Source organism: Pseudonocardia sp. TMWB2A, from assembly GCF_017312135.1.
This window is the reverse complement of sequence record NZ_QKQY01000002.1, coordinates 5417287-5434539: the sequence shown is the minus strand read 5'-3', so window position 1 is coordinate 5434539 and position 17253 is coordinate 5417287. Positions and strand designations below refer to the sequence as shown.

Genomic DNA, 17253 nt, shown 5'->3' with positions numbered 1-17253 from the left:
CCGACTCTGACACGCTGGCGGGGCCGGACAGTGAGCGGGGAGGGCACGTGCGCATCGTGGTGACCGGCGGGGCCGGGTTCATCGGGTCCTGTTTCGTGCGGGAGGTGCTGGGCGGGGAGCACCCCGAGCTGGCCGGGGCCGGGGTGACCGTGCTCGACGCGTTCACCTACGCCGGCCGGATCGAGAACCTCGCGCTCGTCGCCGACGACCCGCGGCTGACGGTCGAGCGCGGGGACATCCGTGACCCCCGGCGCGTCGCCGAGGTGCTCGACGGCGGTGCCGACCTGCTCGTGCACTTCGCCGCCGAGACCCACGTGGACCGCTCCATCACCGGCGCGGCGGACTTCGTGACGACCAACGTCGTCGGCACCCAGGTCCTGCTGCAGGCCGCGCTGGACGCGGGCGTCGGCCGGTTCGTGCACGTCTCCACCGACGAGGTGTACGGCTCGATCGCGTCGGGCTCGTGGCCCGAGACCCACCCGCTGGAGCCGAACTCGCCCTACAGCGCGGCGAAGGCGGGCAGTGACCTGCTGGCGCGCAGCTACCACCGCACCCACGGCCTGGACGTGGTGGTCACCCGCTGCTCGAACAACTACGGGCCGTACCAGTTCCCGGAGAAGGTGGTCCCGCTGTTCACCACCCGGCTCCTCGACGGCGGCACCGTCCCGCTCTACGGCGACGGCCTCAACGTCCGCGACTGGCTGCACGTCTCCGACCACTGCCGCGGGATCACCCTGGCCGCCACGACGGGCCGCGCCGGGGAGGTCTACAACATCGGCGGCGGCACCGAGCTGACCAACCTGGACCTGACCCGCGCGCTGCTCGCCGCCGTCGGCGAGGGGGAGGACCGCATCGAGCGGGTCGCCGACCGCAAGGGGCACGACCGCCGCTACTCCGTGGACTGGTCGAAGATCCGCGACGAGCTCGGCTACACCCCCCGGGTGCCGTTCGACGAGGGCCTGGCCGCCACCGTGGCCTGGTACCGCGACCACCGGAGCTGGTGGGCGTGAAGGCGACCCCGCTGTCGATCGAGGGCGCCTGGCTGTTCGAGCCGACCACCTTCGCCGACCACCGCGGCTCGTTCACCGCGCCCTTCCAGGGCCCGGCGTTCCGCGACGCGCTCGGGTTCGACCTGACCGTCGCCCAGACCAACCAGTCGGTGTCGGCGCGCGGGGTCGTGCGCGGCGTGCACTACGCCGACGTGCCGCCCGGCCAGGCCAAGTACCTCTACGTGGCCGCCGGCGCCGTCCGCGACGTCGTGGTGGACCTGCGGGTCGGGTCGCCGACGTTCGGGCGGGTCGAGGCGGTCGACCTCGACGCCGCCTCGATGCGGGCGGTCTACCTGTCCGAGGGACTCGGGCACGCCTTCCAGGCACTCGCCGACACCACCGTCGTCGGGTACCTGTGCTCGACGTCGTACACCCCGGCGGCCGAGCACGGGATCAGCCCGGTGGACCCGGCCCTCGTGCTGCCCTGGGCCGAGGGGGTCGAGCCGGTGCTGTCCGACAAGGACCGTGCCGCGCCCACCCTGGAGGAGGCCCTCGCCGCGGGAGCCCTGCCGACCTGGGAGAGCTGCCGCGCCCGCCTGGCGCAGCTGCGCGGGTAGCGGCTCAGTTCCCGGCCCAGCCGGACCGCACCGCGAAGTAGGCCCGGACGAACGGGTCCCGCGCCGCCCCTTCCGCGACGAGCGCCGCGCGGTGCTGCGCGACCCCGCGCGTCTCCGCGTCGATCTCCGGCGGCAGGACGTCACCGGCGAGGTCGGTGAGCCCCAGCAGTGCGAGCAGCAGGCCGTCGTGCCCGCCCGGCGCCGTCTCGGTGACCAGCAGCGACGCCAGCCGGGTCCGCAGCGCCCGGGCCGGCTCCGGGTCCTGCTCGGTCAGCAGCACCCGGCGGAACAGCCCGAACCGGCGGTACTCCTGCGCGGCGAGGACCCCGTCGGCGACCAGCTGCCCCACGGCGCCGCCCGCCGAGCCCGCCGGGGTCCGCGCGAGGTGCGCCGCGGTGGCGGCGACGGCGTGCGAGCCGGTGTCGGTGCCGTCCCGGGTGACCGCGGCCAGCGCCGCGGCCAGCGCGGGGTGGTCGGGCTCCCCGCCCGACGGCGTCACGGTGTCGCCGCCGTCGGGGCCGTCCCCGCCGTCGAGGTGCAGTGCGCCGGCGTCGACCAGGTCGCGCACCAGCGCGACGGGCAGGACCCGCCCGTCGAACCGGTCACCGATCCGGCCGGTCGAGCGGTCGAGCCCCAGCAGGAGCAGTTCCTCGGCCAGCAGCAGGGTCCGCACGGCCGAGGACGTTAGTGCCGGCGCGACACCTCGGCGTCACCGGGACGCACACTGCCCGACGTCTGCGACAGCCCGTCCGGGGCGGCAGCTAACCTCCGGCCATGTCGGAGAACACCACCCCGCTGAAGCTGTCGGTCATCGGGTGCGGCTACCTCGGAGCCGTGCACGCGGCCTCGATGGCGGAGCTGGGCCACGAGGTCGTCGGTATCGAGGTCGACGTCGCGAAGGCGGAGTCGCTGGCCGCGGGCCGGGTCCCGTTCTTCGAGCCGGGCTTCGAGGAGCTGCTGCGCCGGTCGCTGGACTCGGGGCGGCTGTCGTTCTCCTCGGACATGGCCGACGCCCGGGGCGCCGCGGTGCACTTCGTGTGCGTCGGCACCCCGCAGCGGCGCGGGGAGTACGCCGCGGACCTGACCTACGTCGAGGCGGCGACGGCGTCGCTGATCGAGGTGCTGGGCCCCGGCGAGCTGGTCGTCGGCAAGTCCACGGTGCCGGTGGGCACGGCCGCCCGGCTGGCCGAGCAGGTCGCGGCCCGGGTGCCGGACGCGGCGCTGGCGTGGAACCCGGAGTTCCTGCGCGAGGGCTTCGCGGTGGCCGACACCCTGCACCCGGACCGGCTCGTCTACGGCGTCCCGTCGCTGTCCGGCGTGGACACCGCGGTGGACGCGGAGAAGGTCCTGGACACCGTCTACGCGCGGATCGTCGCCGACGGCACGCCGAAGGTCGTCACCGACTACGCCACCGCGGAGATGGTCAAGACCGCCGCGAACTCCTTCCTCGCCACCAAGATCTCCTTCATCAACGCGATGGCCGAGCTGTGCGAGGCCACCGGCGCCGACGTGAAGCAGCTCGCCGACGCGATCGGCCACGACGACCGGATCGGCCGCAAGTTCCTCAACGCCGGGCTCGGCTTCGGCGGCGGCTGCCTGCCCAAGGACATCCGGGCGTTCATGGCCCGCGCCGGCGAGCTGGGCGCCGACCAGGCGCTGACCTTCCTGCGCGAGGTCGACAACATCAACATGCGGCGCCGGATCCGGATGGTGGAGCTCGCCCGCCAGGTGTGCGACGACTCCCTGCTCGGCAAGCGGATCGCGGTGCTGGGCGCGGCGTTCAAGCCCGACTCCGACGACATCCGCGACTCCCCGGCGCTGAACGTGGCCGCGCAGCTGCAGCTGCAGGGCGCGAACGTCCGGGTGACCGACCCGCAGGCGCTGCCCAACGTGCGGCGGCACTGGTCGCAGCTGGACTGCGTCGACACCCCGGAGGAGGCCGCCGAGGGCGCCGACGTCGTCCTGCTGCTGACCGAGTGGAAGCAGTACCGCGAGCTCGACCCGGGCTCGTTCGGGAAGGTCGTGAAGACCCGCCGGGTGCTCGACGGCCGCAACGCCCTCGACCGCGAGGCCTGGGAGTCCGCGGGCTGGACCTACCGCGCGCTGGGCAGGCGCAACGTCTGAGGCCGGCCCACGGTCCGCGCCCACGCCGCGAAGCCGACGGGGTCGAGCCCGAACTCCCGCGCCCGCTCCGGACCGGCGGCGCGGGGGTGGGCGTCGACGAAGGCGTGGGACTGCACGAACGCCTCGACCAGCCCCTCCGCGCGGGCCTGCTCCGGGCCCTCGGTCAGGGTGAACGGCACGTCCCAGGCCTCGGTGAGCGCCGCGGCCGCCTGCCGGTAGCTCAGGCGCTCGCCGACCAGGTCGAGCGCGACGCCGTCGAACCGGTCCGGGTCGGCGAACGCGGCGGCCGCCGCGGCCCCGATGTCGGCCACCGCGACGAACGGGTGCACCAGGTCCGGGTCCAGCGCCAGCAGCAGCCGCGGCGCGTCGCCCCCGGCCAGGTACATCGACCACGGCACGAAGTTCTCCATGAACCCGCTGGGCCGCAGCCGGGTGACCCACCGGGCCCCGGCCCCGGCGAGCGCCTCCTCCGCGACGGCCTTGGACCGCCAGTAGTGGGCCATGTGCTCGCCCCAGACCGCGGCGTCGACGGCGCCGGGGTGTCCCAGCTCGCCGACCCCCGACACCGAGGTGTGCACCACCTGCGCGACGCCCGCGTCCCGGATCGCGGCCGCGATCGCGTCGGCGTGCCGCAGCTCCCGGTCGCCGAGCAGGTCGTCGAGGTCGGGCATCTGCACCGAGAACACCCCGCGGGCGCCGCGGGCGGCCGCCGTCACCGACGCCGGGTCGTCGAGGTCGCCGGTGACCAGGGTGGCGCCGGCGTCGGCGAGCGCCCGTGCCGCGGTGGTGCCGGGGTCGCGGACCAGCGCCCGGACCGGGGTCCCCGCGGCGAGCAGCGCCCGTGCCGCCGCCCCGCCCTGCCTGCCGGTCGCGCCCGTGACCAGTACCGGATCGTCCATGTCGTGCTCCTCCCGATGAAACGGGGTGTCCCCCCGTTTTCTGTCGGCTACGATATGGAGGACCACTCCGTTTTGTCGAGCCGTCCGGGAGGACCCATGCCGCGCGACGCCACGGCGGCCCCGCGGGCCGACCGCCTCCGCAACCGGGAACGCCTGCTCGGCGCCGCGATGGAGGTCGTCGCACGGGACGGGGCGCAGGCGTCGATGGAGGAGATCGCCCGCCGGGCGGGTGTCGGGTCGGCGACCCTGCACCGGCACTTCGCCTCCCGCCGGGCGCTGCTCGAGGCGGTGTTCGCCGACGGCGTCGACACCCTCTGCGCCCGCGCCGAGGCGCTCCGCCGTGCCGAGCCCGCCACCGCGCTGTGGACCTGGCTCGACGAGTTCGTCCACTACGTCGCGACCACCCGCGGCGTGGTCGAGGTCCTGCTCGCCGAGCCCGCCGCGGACGCCCCGGTCTGCCACACCGACCGGGTGCGGGCCGCCGTCCGTCCGCTGGTGGCCGCCGCGGCCGCCGCCGGCGGGCTGCACCCCGACGCCCGCCCCGAGGACGTCGTCGCCCTCACCGCGGTGGTGTCCACGGCGGCGGGGGAGGACCCGTCCACCGCACGGAGGCTGCTGCGCCTGACCGTGGACGGGCTCCGGGGAGCGGGCTGCGGTAGAACGCAGGCGTGACCTCGCACCCCGTCCTCGCCGGATCGGACCGCGCGGCGTTCGGCTCGCTGCAGCGCGCCTCCACGCCCCGCGCCGAGCGCTACCGCATCGGCAAGGGGCTGCGGAAGGTCGCGCCCCGGTCCGGGCTCGCCGAGTGGTCCGCGCAGCTGCGCCGGGCCGACCCGGTCGACGTCGTCGAGGCGCAGAACGCCGGGCGCGTGCACGAGCTCGTCCCGCTGCGGATCCAGCGGATGACCGCCTCCCCGCACGCGTTCCTGCGCGGCGCCGCGGCCCTGCACGCCGCGGACTTCGCGGTACTGCCCGAGACCGGCGTGCACCCCGTCATCTGCGGCGACGCCCACCTGGGCAACTTCGGCTTCTACGCCTCGCCCGAGCGCGACCTGGTCTTCGACCTCAACGACTTCGACGAGGCCCACCCCGGCGCCTGGGAGTGGGACCTGCGACGGCTGGTGTCCTCCACCTGGGTCGCCGGGCGGGACTCCGGGGCGACCGAACAGCAGTGCGGCGAGGCCGTCACCCGCTGCGTGACCTCCTACGCCGAGCACCTGCGTCACCTCGCCGACGAGCCGCTGCTCGCCCGCTCGTTCGACATCATGGACATCGACACCCTGCGCTCGGACGCCGACCACAAGACCTCGCGCCGGGTCATCGACAAGGCCGCCGAGCGGGCGCGCCGGCGCACCAGCGACCGCGCGCTGCCCCGGTTCGTGACCGAGGAGGGCGGGGCGCGGCGGATCGTCACCGAGCCGCCGTTGATCACCCACCCCGACGACGAGCACACCGCGCGCATCCTGGCCGCCCTCGACGAGTACCTCGCGACGCTGCCGCCGCACTGGAGCCGGATCCTCGGCGGTTACCACGCCGTCGACGTCGCCCACAAGGTCGTCGGGGTCGGCTCGGTCGGGCTGCGCGCCTACCTCGTGCTCTGCGAGGGCTCCAGCCCCGACGACGTGCTGTTCCTGCAGCTCAAGCAGGCGCGCCGGTCGGTCGTCGCGCCGTGGGTGCACGGCGGCGAGGCCTGGCACGCCCACCAGGGCCAGCGGGTCGTGGAGTACCAGCAGGCCCTGCAGACCGTCTCCGACCCGCTCCTGGGCTGGACGACGATCAACGGCCGCCAGTACTACGTCCGCCAGTTCCGCGACATGAAGGGCGCGATCGTCCCCGACACCCTCGACGCCCCCGCGCTGGCCGACTACGCCGACGTCTGCGGCAGGCTGCTCGCCAAGGGGCACGCCCGCACCTCGGGGGCGTCGATGATCGCCGGCTACCTGGGGAAGGGCGGCAAGGTGGCCGCGGCGCTCGCGACGTTCGCCAGGGCCTACGCCGACCAGACCGAAGCCGATCATGACGCGCTGGTCCGCGCGGTGCGGTCCGGGCGGCTGTCGGATCGGACACCTGAGCAGGTGCCGGGCACGGCGATCGGCTAGGTTCTGGCCCCGTGACCGTCGTCGAAACCCTGCTGGTCTTCGTGGTCGCGCCGGCTGTCCTGTACTTCGCGATCTGGGGCTGGATCGCGATGCGGAACCGGAGCAACCGCCCCCGCTACAACGCGGGTGACCCCTGGCCGTACGAGCCGCTGTTCTGGATCGCCGAGCCGTCCGCCGCGGGGCACCACGCCGCGCACGCCGGACACGGCGACACCGCCCCGTCCGAGGGCGGCGACACCCGAGGAGGTACCGGTGGCAAGTGGTGACCTCGCCGTCTTCACCGGCAACGAGGAGGACCTGCCCGAGGGGTCGGTCGTCACGAACTCCGGTCGCCTGTCGGTGGCCGAGAACTTCGTCGAGCCGTCCGCGGCCGCGCACCCGTTCACCCCGGTGCAGCTGACCCGCCTGGACGAGGCGCTGTACCTGGCCAGCCGCGAGACCGGCCTGCGGTTCGCGCTGTACCTGGGCGACCTGGGTGCCGACGCGCGGGCCACCGCGGTCGACCTGCACGGGCGCGTCGACGACCACGAGGACGCGGTGCTCGTCGCCGTGAGCCCCGAGCAGCGCCTGCTGGAGATCGTGACCGGCGCCGAGGCGAAGGTCCGCCTCCCCGACCGCGGCGCCAAGCTCGCTCTCATGAGCATGGTCGCGTCCTTCAAGGAGGGCGATCTGTTCGGTGGAATCCTGTCCGGACTGAGGATGCTGGCGGACCAGGCCGGCAGCCGCCCCTGAGCTGGGGTTTCCCACCCGGTGGACACCGCGGGCGGACACCCGGGCGCGTCCGTGGACAGTGCGGCGCCCGCGTGTCCGTCACTCGCGGCCCACCACGATCGGCGCAGCGGCTCTAAGGTGTCCCCCATGGTGCGCAGCGGGAGGACCGAGCGGTGACCGGCCCCACCGGCAGCCCGATCCTGATCGTCGACGACCACGAGCTGGTCGGGTCCGCTCTCGCCCTCAACCTGCGCGCCGAGGGCGAGGACGCGACCTTCCAGCCGGTCCGCTCCGCCGCCGCGGTCCTGGAGCACGCCCGACGCGTCACGCCCGGGCTCATCGTGCTCGACCTCGACCTGGGGCGTGACCCGGAGGGCAACCGCATCGACGGGGTCCGGCTCGTCGGCCCCCTCTGCGAGGCGGGCTGGCGGGTGGTGGTGCTGTCCGGCAGCTCCGACCCCGGCCGGGTCGGCGCCGCCCTGGACGCGGGCGGGTTCGTGTTCGTCCCCAAGAACGCGCCGTTCCCGGCGCTGCTCAGCGCCATCCGCGAGGCCCACGCCGGGCGCTCGATCATGCCGCCGGGCCGCCGCGAGCAGTTCATCCGGCTGCACCGCGACCGGGAGCACGAGCGCCGCGACCTGCACGAGAAGCTGGGCAGGCTCACCCAGCGCGAGCGCGAGGTCCTCGCCCTGCTGGCGGGCGGCAAGCGTGCGCAGTCGGTGGCCGACCACTTCGTCGTCTCGCTGGCGACGGTCCGGACGCAGATCCGCGCGGTGCTGACCAAGCTGGAGGTCGGCTCCCAGCTGGAGGCCGTCGCGCTCTACCGCAAGGCCGCCGGGATCTGACCCGTTCGGCCCACAACACAGCCACCGAACGTCACCGAGAATGACGAGTCCTATCATCGCTTTCTCATCAGTCCGGCGACTTCTTCGGAGCGGAGGGGACGTGGCGTCCGGTTTCCTCGGCGCGCTCCTGGGGCCGCAGCGGCGGGCCCGGTTCCTGGCCGGACACCTGACCGACGTGCTGGTCGTCGCGGTCCTGGCCGTCCTCGTGGTGGCGGTGAGCCGCCCCGCGGTCGTCGACGGACGGATCGACCTGTCCGACGCGACGGCGGTGCTCACCCTCGTCGCGGCCGCGGTCGGCTCGGCGGCGGCGATCGTCGCGCTGGTGACGGGGCGGCTGTCCGGGGACCCCCGTCCGTCGTGGTTCGGGGCCGCCCTCCTGCTCTACGGCGTCGTGCTCCTCCCGCTGTCCGCACTGGTCCTGCCGCAGTACCCGGCGGGCACCCCGCGGCTGGCCGTGCTGACCATGTTCGTGATCAGCCTGTGCATCCTGGTCGCCGCGCTGCGGCCGCCGCTGGTCCTCGGGGCCTGGGGCGGCTGGGCGCTGGCCGCGGTCGCCCTCGTCATCGGCGGGGTCGTCGCGTCGCAGGCGGAGAGCCCGTTCACCCGGATGGTGGCGACCTCGCCGCTCTACTCGATCGTGGTGCAGAGCGGCTGGGCGCTGGTCGCGGTGCTGTTCCTGCTCGACGGCTACCGGCGCCCGAGCCGGATCCGGGCCCGGATGGGGCTCGGCCTGCTGATCGTCGCGGTGTCGCAGCTGTACCGGGCGATCGTGCCCGGCCAGGAACCGACGGCCGGCCTGGTCTACCCGTCGCTGCGGGTGCTCGGGATGGGCGTGGTGCTCACCGCGCTGCTGACCATGGCGCTGCGTGCGGTGACCCAGATGCAGGACGACTACGACCAGCTCCAGGACACCCTCGGCGAGGCGTCGGCGCTGCTCGAACGGGCCACCGGCCAGACCGCCGAGCGCGACCACGAGCTGCGCAACGGCCTGGCGGGCCTGGCCGGCGCCGCGCAGCTGCTGACGACCCGCCCCGGTGACGACCCCCAGGTCGCCCGGATGCGGGAGGCGGTGCTCGCCGAGCTGAACCGGCTCCGCCAGATGCTGCAGACCCCGATCACCGTCGAGGACACCGTGGCCGACCCGATGGTCGACGGGCGCGACGCCGCCCTGCTCGACTACGGCCCGGACTACGCCCCGGTCGCCCCGTCGCCGGGGGCGGACACCGGCGGCGAGCACGACGTCGGGGAGGCCCTGCGCACCCTGGTGGACCTGCGCGACGGCCGCTGCATCACCCTCGACACCCAGGACGACCTGCCCCCCGTCGCCGCGCCCGAGTCGCTCACCCGCCAGGTCGTGACGAACCTGCTGGCCAACTGCGACCGGCACGCGCCCCGGACCCCGGTGGTGGTGCGGGCCCGCCTCGCCGACGAGCCGGGTCTGGTCGCCGTCGAGGTCCGCGACCACGGCCCCGGCCTGCCGGACGGGCAGGAGCAGCTCGAGATCGTCCGCGGCCGGCACGACGAGGCCGCCGGCGGCTCCGGGCTCGGGCTGCACATCAGCGCCCAGCTCGCTCAGGAGCACGGCGGCACCCTGGTGCTCCGTACGGTGGACGCACCCCGCGGCTGTCTTGCCGTACTCACACTTCCGGTGGCCCGCTGATCGGGTGGCGACGTGTCCACGACCTGCCGTTCCGTCCACAAAAGGTCTTTTCGTCGCCGCGAGCCATTCCCACGCGCCCCACGCGATCTCATACTGGGTGACGCAACGGCACGGTGCGATGACGCGATGGTCGTCCGCGCTGCCGTTCGCCGGCACGAAGGAGGTCACCATGGCGCACGAGAACGACGGCACCGACCGCAGGACCCCCGCCACCCCCACGGCCGCGGTCCTGACACCGCCGACGGGCCTGGAGCCCGTCCCGGCGCTGCCCCGGCCGCGCACACCGTCCGAGCCGCGGACCCCGGCCGGTCCGCCCGCGCCCGTCGTCCCGCAGGTGGGACTGTGCACCTGCGGCCACCCGGAGGACCTGCACGACCACTACCGCCCGGGCACCGACTGCGGCAGCTGCGGGCCGCGTGTCTGCGCGGGCTTCCGCTCCGCCGACGAACCGGCGTCGACGAACCCGCTGCGGCGGTGGCTGCGCCGCCGCTGACCACACCCCGACACACGAACGGCGCCCCGGGAGCACGGACTCCCGGGGCGCCGTCGTGCGTGGGTCAGGGCTGCTGGACCGCGGTGGTCCGCTCCGGGTCCGGAGTGGCCTGACCGTCGAACTCACGGGCGGCCAGCGCGCGCACGATCCCGGCGCGCCCCTCGGACACGAGCCGGCGCAGCGACGCCGGCTTGGACTCGTCGGCGAGCCAGGCGTCCGCCGCCGCGACGGTCGGCTCCGCGACCGCCCAGGACGGGAACAGTCCGACGACGACGTTCTGCGCCAGCTCCGAGGTCCGGCGCGCCCACACGCCGTCGATCTCGTCGAAGTAGCGCTGGACGTAGCCGTCGAGCAGCCCGGGGCTCACCGTCGACAGCGCGGGGTGGGAGAACCCGGAGATCGCCGACTCGTTGATCGCGTTCGGCAGGGAGTCGTCGTGCACGGCGCGCTGCCACGCCCGCTCCTTGGCCTCCGCGGTCGGGATCAGCGCGCGGGCCCGCTCGGCCTGCCGCGCCCCGGTGGAGGTGGCGTCGCGCTCGGCCTCCTCGGCGATCTCGGTCTCGCCGGCCTTCCCGTGCGCGACGAGTGCGTGCAGCAGCCGCCAGCGCAGGTCGGCGTCGACGGTCAGTCCCTTCGGGACGTCGACGTCGAGCAGCCAGCCCTTCATCCGGTCCAGGGTGTTCTCCGGCAGCACCGAGGCGGTCAGCGCGTTGACCACCGCCAGCTGGACGTCCGACCCGGGCGGGGCGGTGTCCAGGCGGAACCGCAGCGCGTCGGTCAGCAGCGGCCAGCCGCGGCCCTGCGCCCACTCCGGGGTGCAGTACGACGCCGTCGCGGTCTGGGCCTGCAGCAGCAGCCGCTGCACGACGCCGATCTCGGACTCGGTGTCGAACCCGCCGGCGACCAGGGTGACGAAGTCACGGGCCTTCAGCTCGGCCTCACGGGTCATCTCCCACGCCGAGGACCAGCACAGCGTGCGCGGCAGCGACTCGGCGATGTCGCCGATCCGGTCGACCAGGGTCGCGAGCGAGCCCGGGTCCAGGCGCAGCGCGCAGTAGGTGAGGTCGTCGTCATTGACCAGGACGAGCTTGCCGCGGGGCAGCCCGACCAGCTCCGGGACGGCCGTGCGCTCGCCGGAGATGTCGAGCTCGACGCGGTGGGTGCGGACGAGCTTGCCGGTCTCCGGGTCGTCGTCGTAGACGCCGACGGCGATCCGGTGCGTGCGCAGCTCACCGGCACCCGGCCGGGCGCCGCCCTGCACGACGTCGAACGAGGTGAACTTCCCGGCCTCGTCGAGCTGGAACGACGGGCGCAGCAGGTTCAGGCCGGTGGTGCGCAGCCACTGCGCGCCCCAGTCCGACAGGTCCCGGCCGGACGCCTTCTCCAGCGAGCCCAGCAGGTCGTCGAAGGTGGCGTTGCCCCAGGCGTGGGCGGCGAAGTAGTCGCGCAGCCCGGCCAGGAACGGCTCCAGCCCGACGTAGGCGACGAGCTGCTTGAGGACCGACGCGCCCTTGGCGTAGGTGATGCCGTCGAAGTTGACCTCGACGGCCTGCAGGTCCGGGATGTCCGCGGCGATCGGGTGCGTCGAGGGCAGCTGGTCCTGCCGGTAGGCCCAGGACTTCTCGAGGTTCGCGAACGTCGTCCAGGCGCCCGTGTACTCGGTCGCCTCGGCCTGGCACAGCACCGACGCCCAGGTCGCGAACGACTCGTTGAGCCACAGGTCGTCCCACCAGCGCATGGTCACGAGGTCGCCGAACCACATGTGCGCCATCTCGTGCAGGATCGTTTCGGCGCGCCGTTCGTAGAGCGTGCGGGTCACCCGCGACCGGAAGACGTAGTCCTCCAGGAACGTGATCGCGCCGGCGTTCTCCATCGCACCCGCGTTGAACTCGGGCACGAACAGCTGGTCGTACTTGCCGAACGGGTAGGTCACCCCGAAGTTGCGGTGGTAGAAGTCGAAGCCCTGCCGGGTCTCGGTGAAGATCCGCTCGTGGTCCATGTGCGGGGCCAGCGAGGCGCGGCAGAAGATGCCCAGCGGGATCTCGGCGTGCTCGTCGCGGTAGGTGTCGTGCCAGCTCGCGTACGGCCCGGCGATCAGCGCGACCAGGTAGGTCGAGAGGATCTCGGTCCGCTCGAAGCGGTGCACCCCGCCCTCGACCGTCGCCGGGGCGTTGGAGATGACCTTCCAGTCCTCCGGCGCGGTCACGGTGAGGGTGTAGCGGGCCTTGAGGTCGGGCTGGTCGAAGCAGGGGAACAGCCGCTTGCAGTCGGCCGTCTCGAACTGCGAGTACAGGTAGACGGCCTGGTCGACGGGGTCGACGAAGCGGTGCAGGCCCTCACCGGTGTTGGTGTAGAGCCCGGTCGCGACGATCGTCAGCTCGTTCTCCGCGGCGAGACCGGGCAGCGCGAGGCCGTCCTCCTCGGTCCACGCGGCGGCGTCGAGCTCGGTGCCGTTCAGCGTCGCCGAGATGATGCCGTCGCCCACCCACTCGATCCACGTGCTCCCGCCGGGCTCGGCCGCGGTGAAGCGCACCGTGGTCGTCACCGCGAACGTCCGCGCGGAGGGGGCTCCGGCGCCGTCGGTCAGGTCGATCGTGACGTCGTAGGTGGAGACGTCGAGCAGCGCCGCGCGCTCCTCGGCCTGGGCACGGGTGAGGTTGGGCGGGGTCACGTCGTTCGGGGTCCTCTCGGGGAGTGGTGTCGTCGGCATCCAATCACGGTGCCCGGGGCGCGGCCCGTGGAATCCGCGGCCGGTGCCCGGTGTTGCGCCGGGTATGACGACTCCTGCTGCCGACGGCCGCGCACGCATCGACATCTGGTTCGACCCGCTGTGCCCCTGGGCGTGGCTGACCTCCCGCTGGGTGCTGGAGGTGGAGAAGGTCCGCGCCGTCGACGTCACCTGGCACGTCATGAGCCTGTCCGTGCTGAACGAGGGCCGTGAGCTGCCCGAGCAGTACGTCGAGCTCATGTCGAAGGGCTGGGGCCCGGTGCGCGTGTGCATCGCCGCCGCCGAGCTGAAGGGCCCGGAGGTCCTCGCGCCGCTCTACACCGCGCTCGGCGAGCGCATCCACAACCAGGGCAACAAGGACTTCGACGACGTCATCGCGGGCGCGCTCAAGGAGCTCGACCTCCCGGCGTCGCTGGCGGAGGCCGCGCACTCCACCGAGTACGACGAGAAGCTGCGCGCCAGCCACCACGAGGGCATGGACCCGGTGGGTCTCGACGTCGGCACCCCGACCATCCACGTCGACGGCGTGGCGTTCTTCGGGCCGGTCATCTCCCGGGTCCCGAAGGGCGAGGACGCCGGCCGCCTGTTCGACGGCGCCCGGCTGCTGGCCGAGAACCCGCACTTCTTCGAGCTCAAGCGCACCCGTACCGAGGACCCGTCCTTCGACTACTGAGCCGGTGACGGCGTGATCGCCGCGATCGAGGGGGCCGGTGCCGGATGTGGCACCGGACCCCTCACTCGTGACGATCACCCGGCGGCGCCGCTCGCGATCGCGAACGGGATCGCCCGTTCGGCCGTGGCGGGCGCCGCGGGGGCGCACAGTGCCCGGCCGTGGACACCTGGTTCTCGCGGCGGACGACGTCGGTGCTCGGAGCGGTGGCGCTGGTCGCCGGGACGCTCGCGGGCGGACAGCTCGCGGTCGGCGCCGTGCTGGACCGGGGCGCGCTCGCCGACGCGGTGCCCCGGACGTCGCTGAGCCCGTACTCCGACGGCGCGTTCACCGTGCGGGCCGCGGCGGTGGACAGCCGGGTCGACATCGCCGGGGCCGAGGACGGCTCCTACGTGCTCGGCCACACCCCGGCGGGCAGCGACGTGGTCCTCGACCTCGACCTGCTCTCCGGCGACACCGCGCGCCCGTGGTGGGTGCAGCCCGCCACCGGGACGACGCTGGAGCTGGCCCAGCTCGCGAGCTCGGGGATCGCCCGGTTCCCGGCCCCGCAGGGCGCGGGCGGGAGCCGCGACTGGGTCCTGGTGGTCGACGACGTCGCCGCCGGGTACGGCGCACCCGACGCCGACGCCGTCGCACGGGCGGTGGGGGAGCGGGTGCGGTCCGCGGTGGCGAGGGCGGGGTCCGGCCGGGTCTCCGGCGCGGACGGTTCCGGTGCGGACGGCGCGGCCGGGGGACCGGACCCGGCGGGGCCCTCCGGCGGTTCCGGCGACGGCCACGGTTCCGGCGACGGCCGCGGTTCCGGCGACGGCCACGGCTCCGGCGGCGGCGCGGGCGACGCGGCGGGTGGGGACGGGGGCCGGGGTGGCACGGGCAGCGGTGCCGACGGGGCCCCGGACAGCGCCGGGCCGGACAGCGGCTCGGACGGCGACGGCTCGGGTGGCAATGGCTCGGGTGGCGACGGCTCGGGTGACGGCTCGGGTGACGGCTCGGGTGACGACTCGGACGGCGCCGGTTCGACCGGTGGCGACGGCGGCACCGGTGGCGGCGGCGGGGGCGACGACGGCTCCGGCAGCGGCTCCCCGTCGGGCTCCGGCGGCTCCGGCCACCGCTCCGGCGGCAGCGCCGGCGACGGCCCGGCCTCGGGATCCGAGCCGGAGGACCGCGACTTCGGCGGTTCCGGCGGGGACGGGGGCTCTTCCGGCGGGAGCGGTGGATCGTCCGATGGCGACGACTCCACCGAGGGCGGCAGCGGCGGGTCCGGCAGCGGCGGGTCCGGCAGCGACAAGGACCGCGGGGACAAGGGCGGGGACCGCGGGGCCGAGGGGGACAAGCGAGACGGGGGCGACAAGGACCGCGGAGACGAGCGCGGAGGGGGAGACAGCGGCGCCCCGGCCCCCGCGGCCCCCGCGCCGAAGCCGGAGAAGAAGAAGGAGCCGGCGCCGTCGTCGTCGGCGAAGGCGGCCGACGGCACCTGGGACGAGTTGGCGCAGTGCGAGTCCTCCGGCGACTGGTCCATCTCGACCGGGAACGGCTACCACGGTGGTCTCCAGTTCGACAAGGGCACCTGGAGCGACTTCGGCGGCACGAAGTACGCCCCCACCGCCGACGGCGCCAGCAAGGAGCAGCAGATCGAGATCGCGACCAAGGTCCGGGACGCCCGCGGCGGTTACGGATCGTGGCCGGCATGTGCCAACAAGTTGGGCCTTCCGAGGTGATCGATCGTCCTGTGGTGTGGCGTACGGTCGCTGGCTGCGCGACCGGTGGTCGCGTAGGGTCCGTGGTCCCTCTCCCGGTCGTTCGCAGCACCTGCCCTGCCGACGGCGGCCCGGCCTCGATTCCCTACCCTTGGACCTCATGAGTTCGCCCATCCCCGACGCCCACCGGATCGGGAACCGCTACCGGCTCGACGAGCGGATCGGTGCCGGTGCGATGGGTGCCGTGTGGCGGGGGACGGACGAGCTGCTGAACCGCACGGTGGCCGTCAAGGAGCTGCTCGCGGCGGCCCTGCCGTCCGACGAGCAGCTGGAGGAGTCCCGCCAGCGGATCCTGCGCGAGGGCCGGATCGGCGCCCGCCTGCAGCACGCGCACGTGATCAGCATGTTCGACGTCGTCGTCCACGACGACCGTCCGTGGCTGGTCATGGAGTACCTGCCGTCGCGCTCGCTGGCCGCGGTGCTCGCCGAGAAGGGTCCGATCCCGCCGCGGGAGGCCGCCGCGATCGGCCGTCAGGTCGCCGACGGGCTGGCCGCCGCGCACACCGCGGGCGTCGTGCACCGTGACATCAAGCCGGGCAACGTCCTGATCGCCGAGGACGGCCGGGCCAAGATCACCGACTTCGGCGTGTCCCGCGCCGTCGACGACGTGCAGCTCACCCGGACCGGCGTCATCGCCGGCACCCCGGCCTTCCTGGCCCCGGAGGTCGCCCGAGGCCAGGAGCCGACGGCCGCCTCGGACGTCTTCGCGCTCGGCGCGATGCTCTACGCCTCGGTCGAGGGCGAGCCGCCGTTCGGCCTCGACGACAACGCCTACGCCCTGCTGCACAAGGTCGCCACCGGCGCGATCACCCCGCCGCAGGAGGCGGGCCCGCTGACCGCGCTGCTGATGCGCCTGCTGGCCAACGACCCCACCGAGCGGCCCAGCTCCGCCCAGGCCCGCGAGGCGCTCGCCCGGATCGCCGCGGGCCAGTCCGTCGCCGGTCTCGCGACGCCGTCCACGGCGACCGCGGTGATGGACACCGGCGACGGTGCGGGCGCGCCCGACGGGCTCGAGGCGCAGGGCGGCGGGACCGTCGTCGACGCGCCGGCCGTGCCCGCACCGCAGGTCATCCCCGGTCCCGGCGGCCGTGGTGGCCGACGGGGCGGTGCCACCCGCTCCCGGGACGGGCGGGGTCGTCGCACCCCGGTCGTGCTGGGTGCGGTGGCCGTGCTGCTCGTCGTCGGCGGCGGTGTCGCGTTCGGCGTCTACTCGACCAGCCGGCAGCAGGACGCCCCGCCGGTGATCGCCGCCCCGCCGACGAGCGGGTCGCCGTCGCCGAGCGCGGCACCGACGACCACGCCCGCGCCGACGACCACCCCGACGCCGACACCGACCACGGGGACCGGCGAGGTCCAGGACCCGGTGTCGTTCGTGCAGAACTACTACCGGATGCTGCCCGGCGACATCGACGGTGCGTTCGCGATGCTCAGCCCGCAGGCGCAGGCCCAGAGCGAGGGCATCCAGGGTTTCCGGACCTTCTACAGCGGCGTCCGCAACGTCTACGCCGAGAACCTGCGCAACGCGGGCCCGAACACGGTCACCGCGACCGTCGTGTTCATGCGCAACGACGGCACGACGACCCGGGAGAACTACCGGTTCGTCGTGGGCACCGACAGCGAGGGCCAGGAGATCCTGCAGTCGTTCAGCACGGCCTGACCGTTCC

General features: G+C 74.3%; 16 protein-coding genes. 13 read left to right on the top strand and 3 right to left on the bottom strand.

Annotated features, from left to right (window positions below; translation table 11 throughout):
• Positions 1–47: 47 nt before the first annotated feature.
• Both rfbB and DMP17_RS40010 read left to right on the top strand, forming a co-directional pair.
• Positions 48–1010, top strand: coding sequence for a dTDP-glucose 4,6-dehydratase (gene rfbB / locus DMP17_RS40015; protein WP_337832279.1), 963 nt, complete (start codon positions 48–50; stop codon positions 1008–1010).
• Positions 1007–1606: a dTDP-4-dehydrorhamnose 3,5-epimerase family protein gene (locus DMP17_RS40010; RefSeq protein WP_226350267.1), complete on the top strand. Its 600-nt coding sequence runs from the start codon at positions 1007–1009 to the stop codon at positions 1604–1606. Before rfbB ends, DMP17_RS40010 begins: the two co-directional genes overlap by 4 nt.
• 4 nt (positions 1607–1610) lie before the next feature.
• On the opposite strand, the gene DMP17_RS40005 is transcribed toward DMP17_RS40010, so the two are convergent.
• On the bottom strand, positions 1611–2279 hold the full coding sequence (locus DMP17_RS40005) for a GPP34 family phosphoprotein (protein ID WP_073575552.1): 669 nt from the start codon (positions 2277–2279) through the stop codon (positions 1611–1613).
• Between the two features lie 101 nt (positions 2280–2380).
• On the opposite strand from DMP17_RS40005, the gene DMP17_RS40000 reads away from it, so the two are divergent.
• On the top strand, positions 2381–3730 hold the full coding sequence (locus tag DMP17_RS40000) for a UDP-glucose dehydrogenase family protein (protein WP_226350268.1): 1350 nt from the start codon (positions 2381–2383) through the stop codon (positions 3728–3730).
• On the opposite strand, the gene DMP17_RS39995 is transcribed toward DMP17_RS40000, so the two are convergent.
• Positions 3700–4629 carry an NmrA family NAD(P)-binding protein gene (locus DMP17_RS39995; RefSeq protein ID WP_337832278.1) on the bottom strand — a complete coding sequence of 310 codons (930 nt, stop codon included), beginning with the start codon at positions 4627–4629 and terminating at the stop codon, positions 3700–3702. The two genes, DMP17_RS40000 and DMP17_RS39995, sit on opposite strands and share 31 nt — an antisense overlap.
• 96 nt (positions 4630–4725) lie before the next feature.
• On the opposite strand from DMP17_RS39995, the gene DMP17_RS39990 reads away from it, so the two are divergent.
• The 7 genes from DMP17_RS39990 to DMP17_RS39960 all read left to right on the top strand — a co-directional run bounded on the left by DMP17_RS39990 (position 4726) and on the right by DMP17_RS39960 (position 10437).
• Positions 4726–5301: a TetR/AcrR family transcriptional regulator gene (locus DMP17_RS39990; protein WP_337832277.1), complete on the top strand. Its 576-nt coding sequence runs from the start codon at positions 4726–4728 to the stop codon at positions 5299–5301.
• Entirely contained in the window at positions 5298–6728 is a 1431-nt protein-coding gene (locus DMP17_RS39985; RefSeq protein ID WP_226350271.1) for a DUF2252 domain-containing protein, read from the top strand. Before DMP17_RS39990 ends, DMP17_RS39985 begins: the two co-directional genes overlap by 4 nt.
• Positions 6729–6739: 11 nt before the next feature.
• Positions 6740–6994 (top strand): aa3-type cytochrome oxidase subunit CtaJ, encoded by a 255-nt coding sequence (gene ctaJ / locus DMP17_RS39980; protein WP_226350272.1) that lies wholly within the window; start codon positions 6740–6742, stop codon positions 6992–6994.
• Entirely contained in the window at positions 6981–7460 is a 480-nt protein-coding gene (locus DMP17_RS39975) for a DUF5130 family protein (RefSeq protein ID WP_073575554.1), read from the top strand. Before ctaJ ends, DMP17_RS39975 begins: the two co-directional genes overlap by 14 nt.
• Positions 7461–7612: 152 nt before the next feature.
• Positions 7613–8284, top strand: a complete 672-nt coding sequence (locus tag DMP17_RS39970; protein WP_337832276.1) for a response regulator transcription factor — start codon at positions 7613–7615, stop codon at positions 8282–8284.
• Positions 8285–8384: 100 nt separating this feature from the next.
• The gene (locus DMP17_RS39965; RefSeq protein WP_226350273.1) at positions 8385–9944 is read left to right on the top strand and encodes a sensor histidine kinase; all 1560 of its coding nucleotides are present in this window, start codon (positions 8385–8387) and stop codon (positions 9942–9944) included.
• A gap of 118 nt (positions 9945–10062) precedes the next feature.
• Complete coding sequence (locus tag DMP17_RS39960) at positions 10063–10437, top strand: hypothetical protein (RefSeq protein WP_226350274.1); 375 nt, start codon at positions 10063–10065, stop codon at positions 10435–10437.
• A 64-nt stretch (positions 10438–10501) separates the two neighbouring features.
• Here the strand turns inward: DMP17_RS39960 and pepN are convergent, their stop codons facing one another.
• Entirely contained in the window at positions 10502–13108 is a 2607-nt protein-coding gene (gene pepN / locus DMP17_RS39955; protein ID WP_337832796.1) for an aminopeptidase N, read from the bottom strand.
• A 103-nt stretch (positions 13109–13211) separates the two neighbouring features.
• Between pepN and DMP17_RS39950 the strand changes: the two genes are divergently transcribed.
• The 3 genes from DMP17_RS39950 (at position 13212) to DMP17_RS39940 (ending at position 17246) form a co-directional block, all read left to right on the top strand.
• Positions 13212–13838, top strand: a complete 627-nt coding sequence (locus DMP17_RS39950; protein ID WP_226350275.1) for a mycothiol-dependent nitroreductase Rv2466c family protein — start codon at positions 13212–13214, stop codon at positions 13836–13838.
• A gap of 158 nt (positions 13839–13996) precedes the next feature.
• Entirely contained in the window at positions 13997–15550 is a 1554-nt protein-coding gene (locus tag DMP17_RS39945; protein WP_337832275.1) for a transglycosylase family protein, read from the top strand.
• A gap of 139 nt (positions 15551–15689) precedes the next feature.
• Positions 15690–17246, top strand: coding sequence for a serine/threonine-protein kinase (locus tag DMP17_RS39940; protein ID WP_226350277.1), 1557 nt, complete (start codon positions 15690–15692; stop codon positions 17244–17246).
• The last annotated feature ends 7 nt before the right edge of the window (positions 17247–17253 follow it).

Coding starts and splice junctions, on each gene's coding strand:
- DMP17_RS40000 (WP_226350268.1), top strand. CDS start 2,381: ATGTCGGAGAACACCACCCCGCTGAAGCTGTCGGTCATCGGGTGCGGC.
- DMP17_RS39995 (WP_337832278.1), bottom strand. CDS start 4,629: ATGGACGATCCGGTACTGGTCACGGGCGCGACCGGCAGGCAGGGCGGG.
- DMP17_RS39990 (WP_337832277.1), top strand. CDS start 4,726: ATGCCGCGCGACGCCACGGCGGCCCCGCGGGCCGACCGCCTCCGCAAC.
- DMP17_RS39960 (WP_226350274.1), top strand. CDS start 10,063: ATGACGCGATGGTCGTCCGCGCTGCCGTTCGCCGGCACGAAGGAGGTC.
- DMP17_RS39950 (WP_226350275.1), top strand. CDS start 13,212: ATGACGACTCCTGCTGCCGACGGCCGCGCACGCATCGACATCTGGTTC.
- DMP17_RS39940 (WP_226350277.1), top strand. CDS start 15,690: ATGAGTTCGCCCATCCCCGACGCCCACCGGATCGGGAACCGCTACCGG.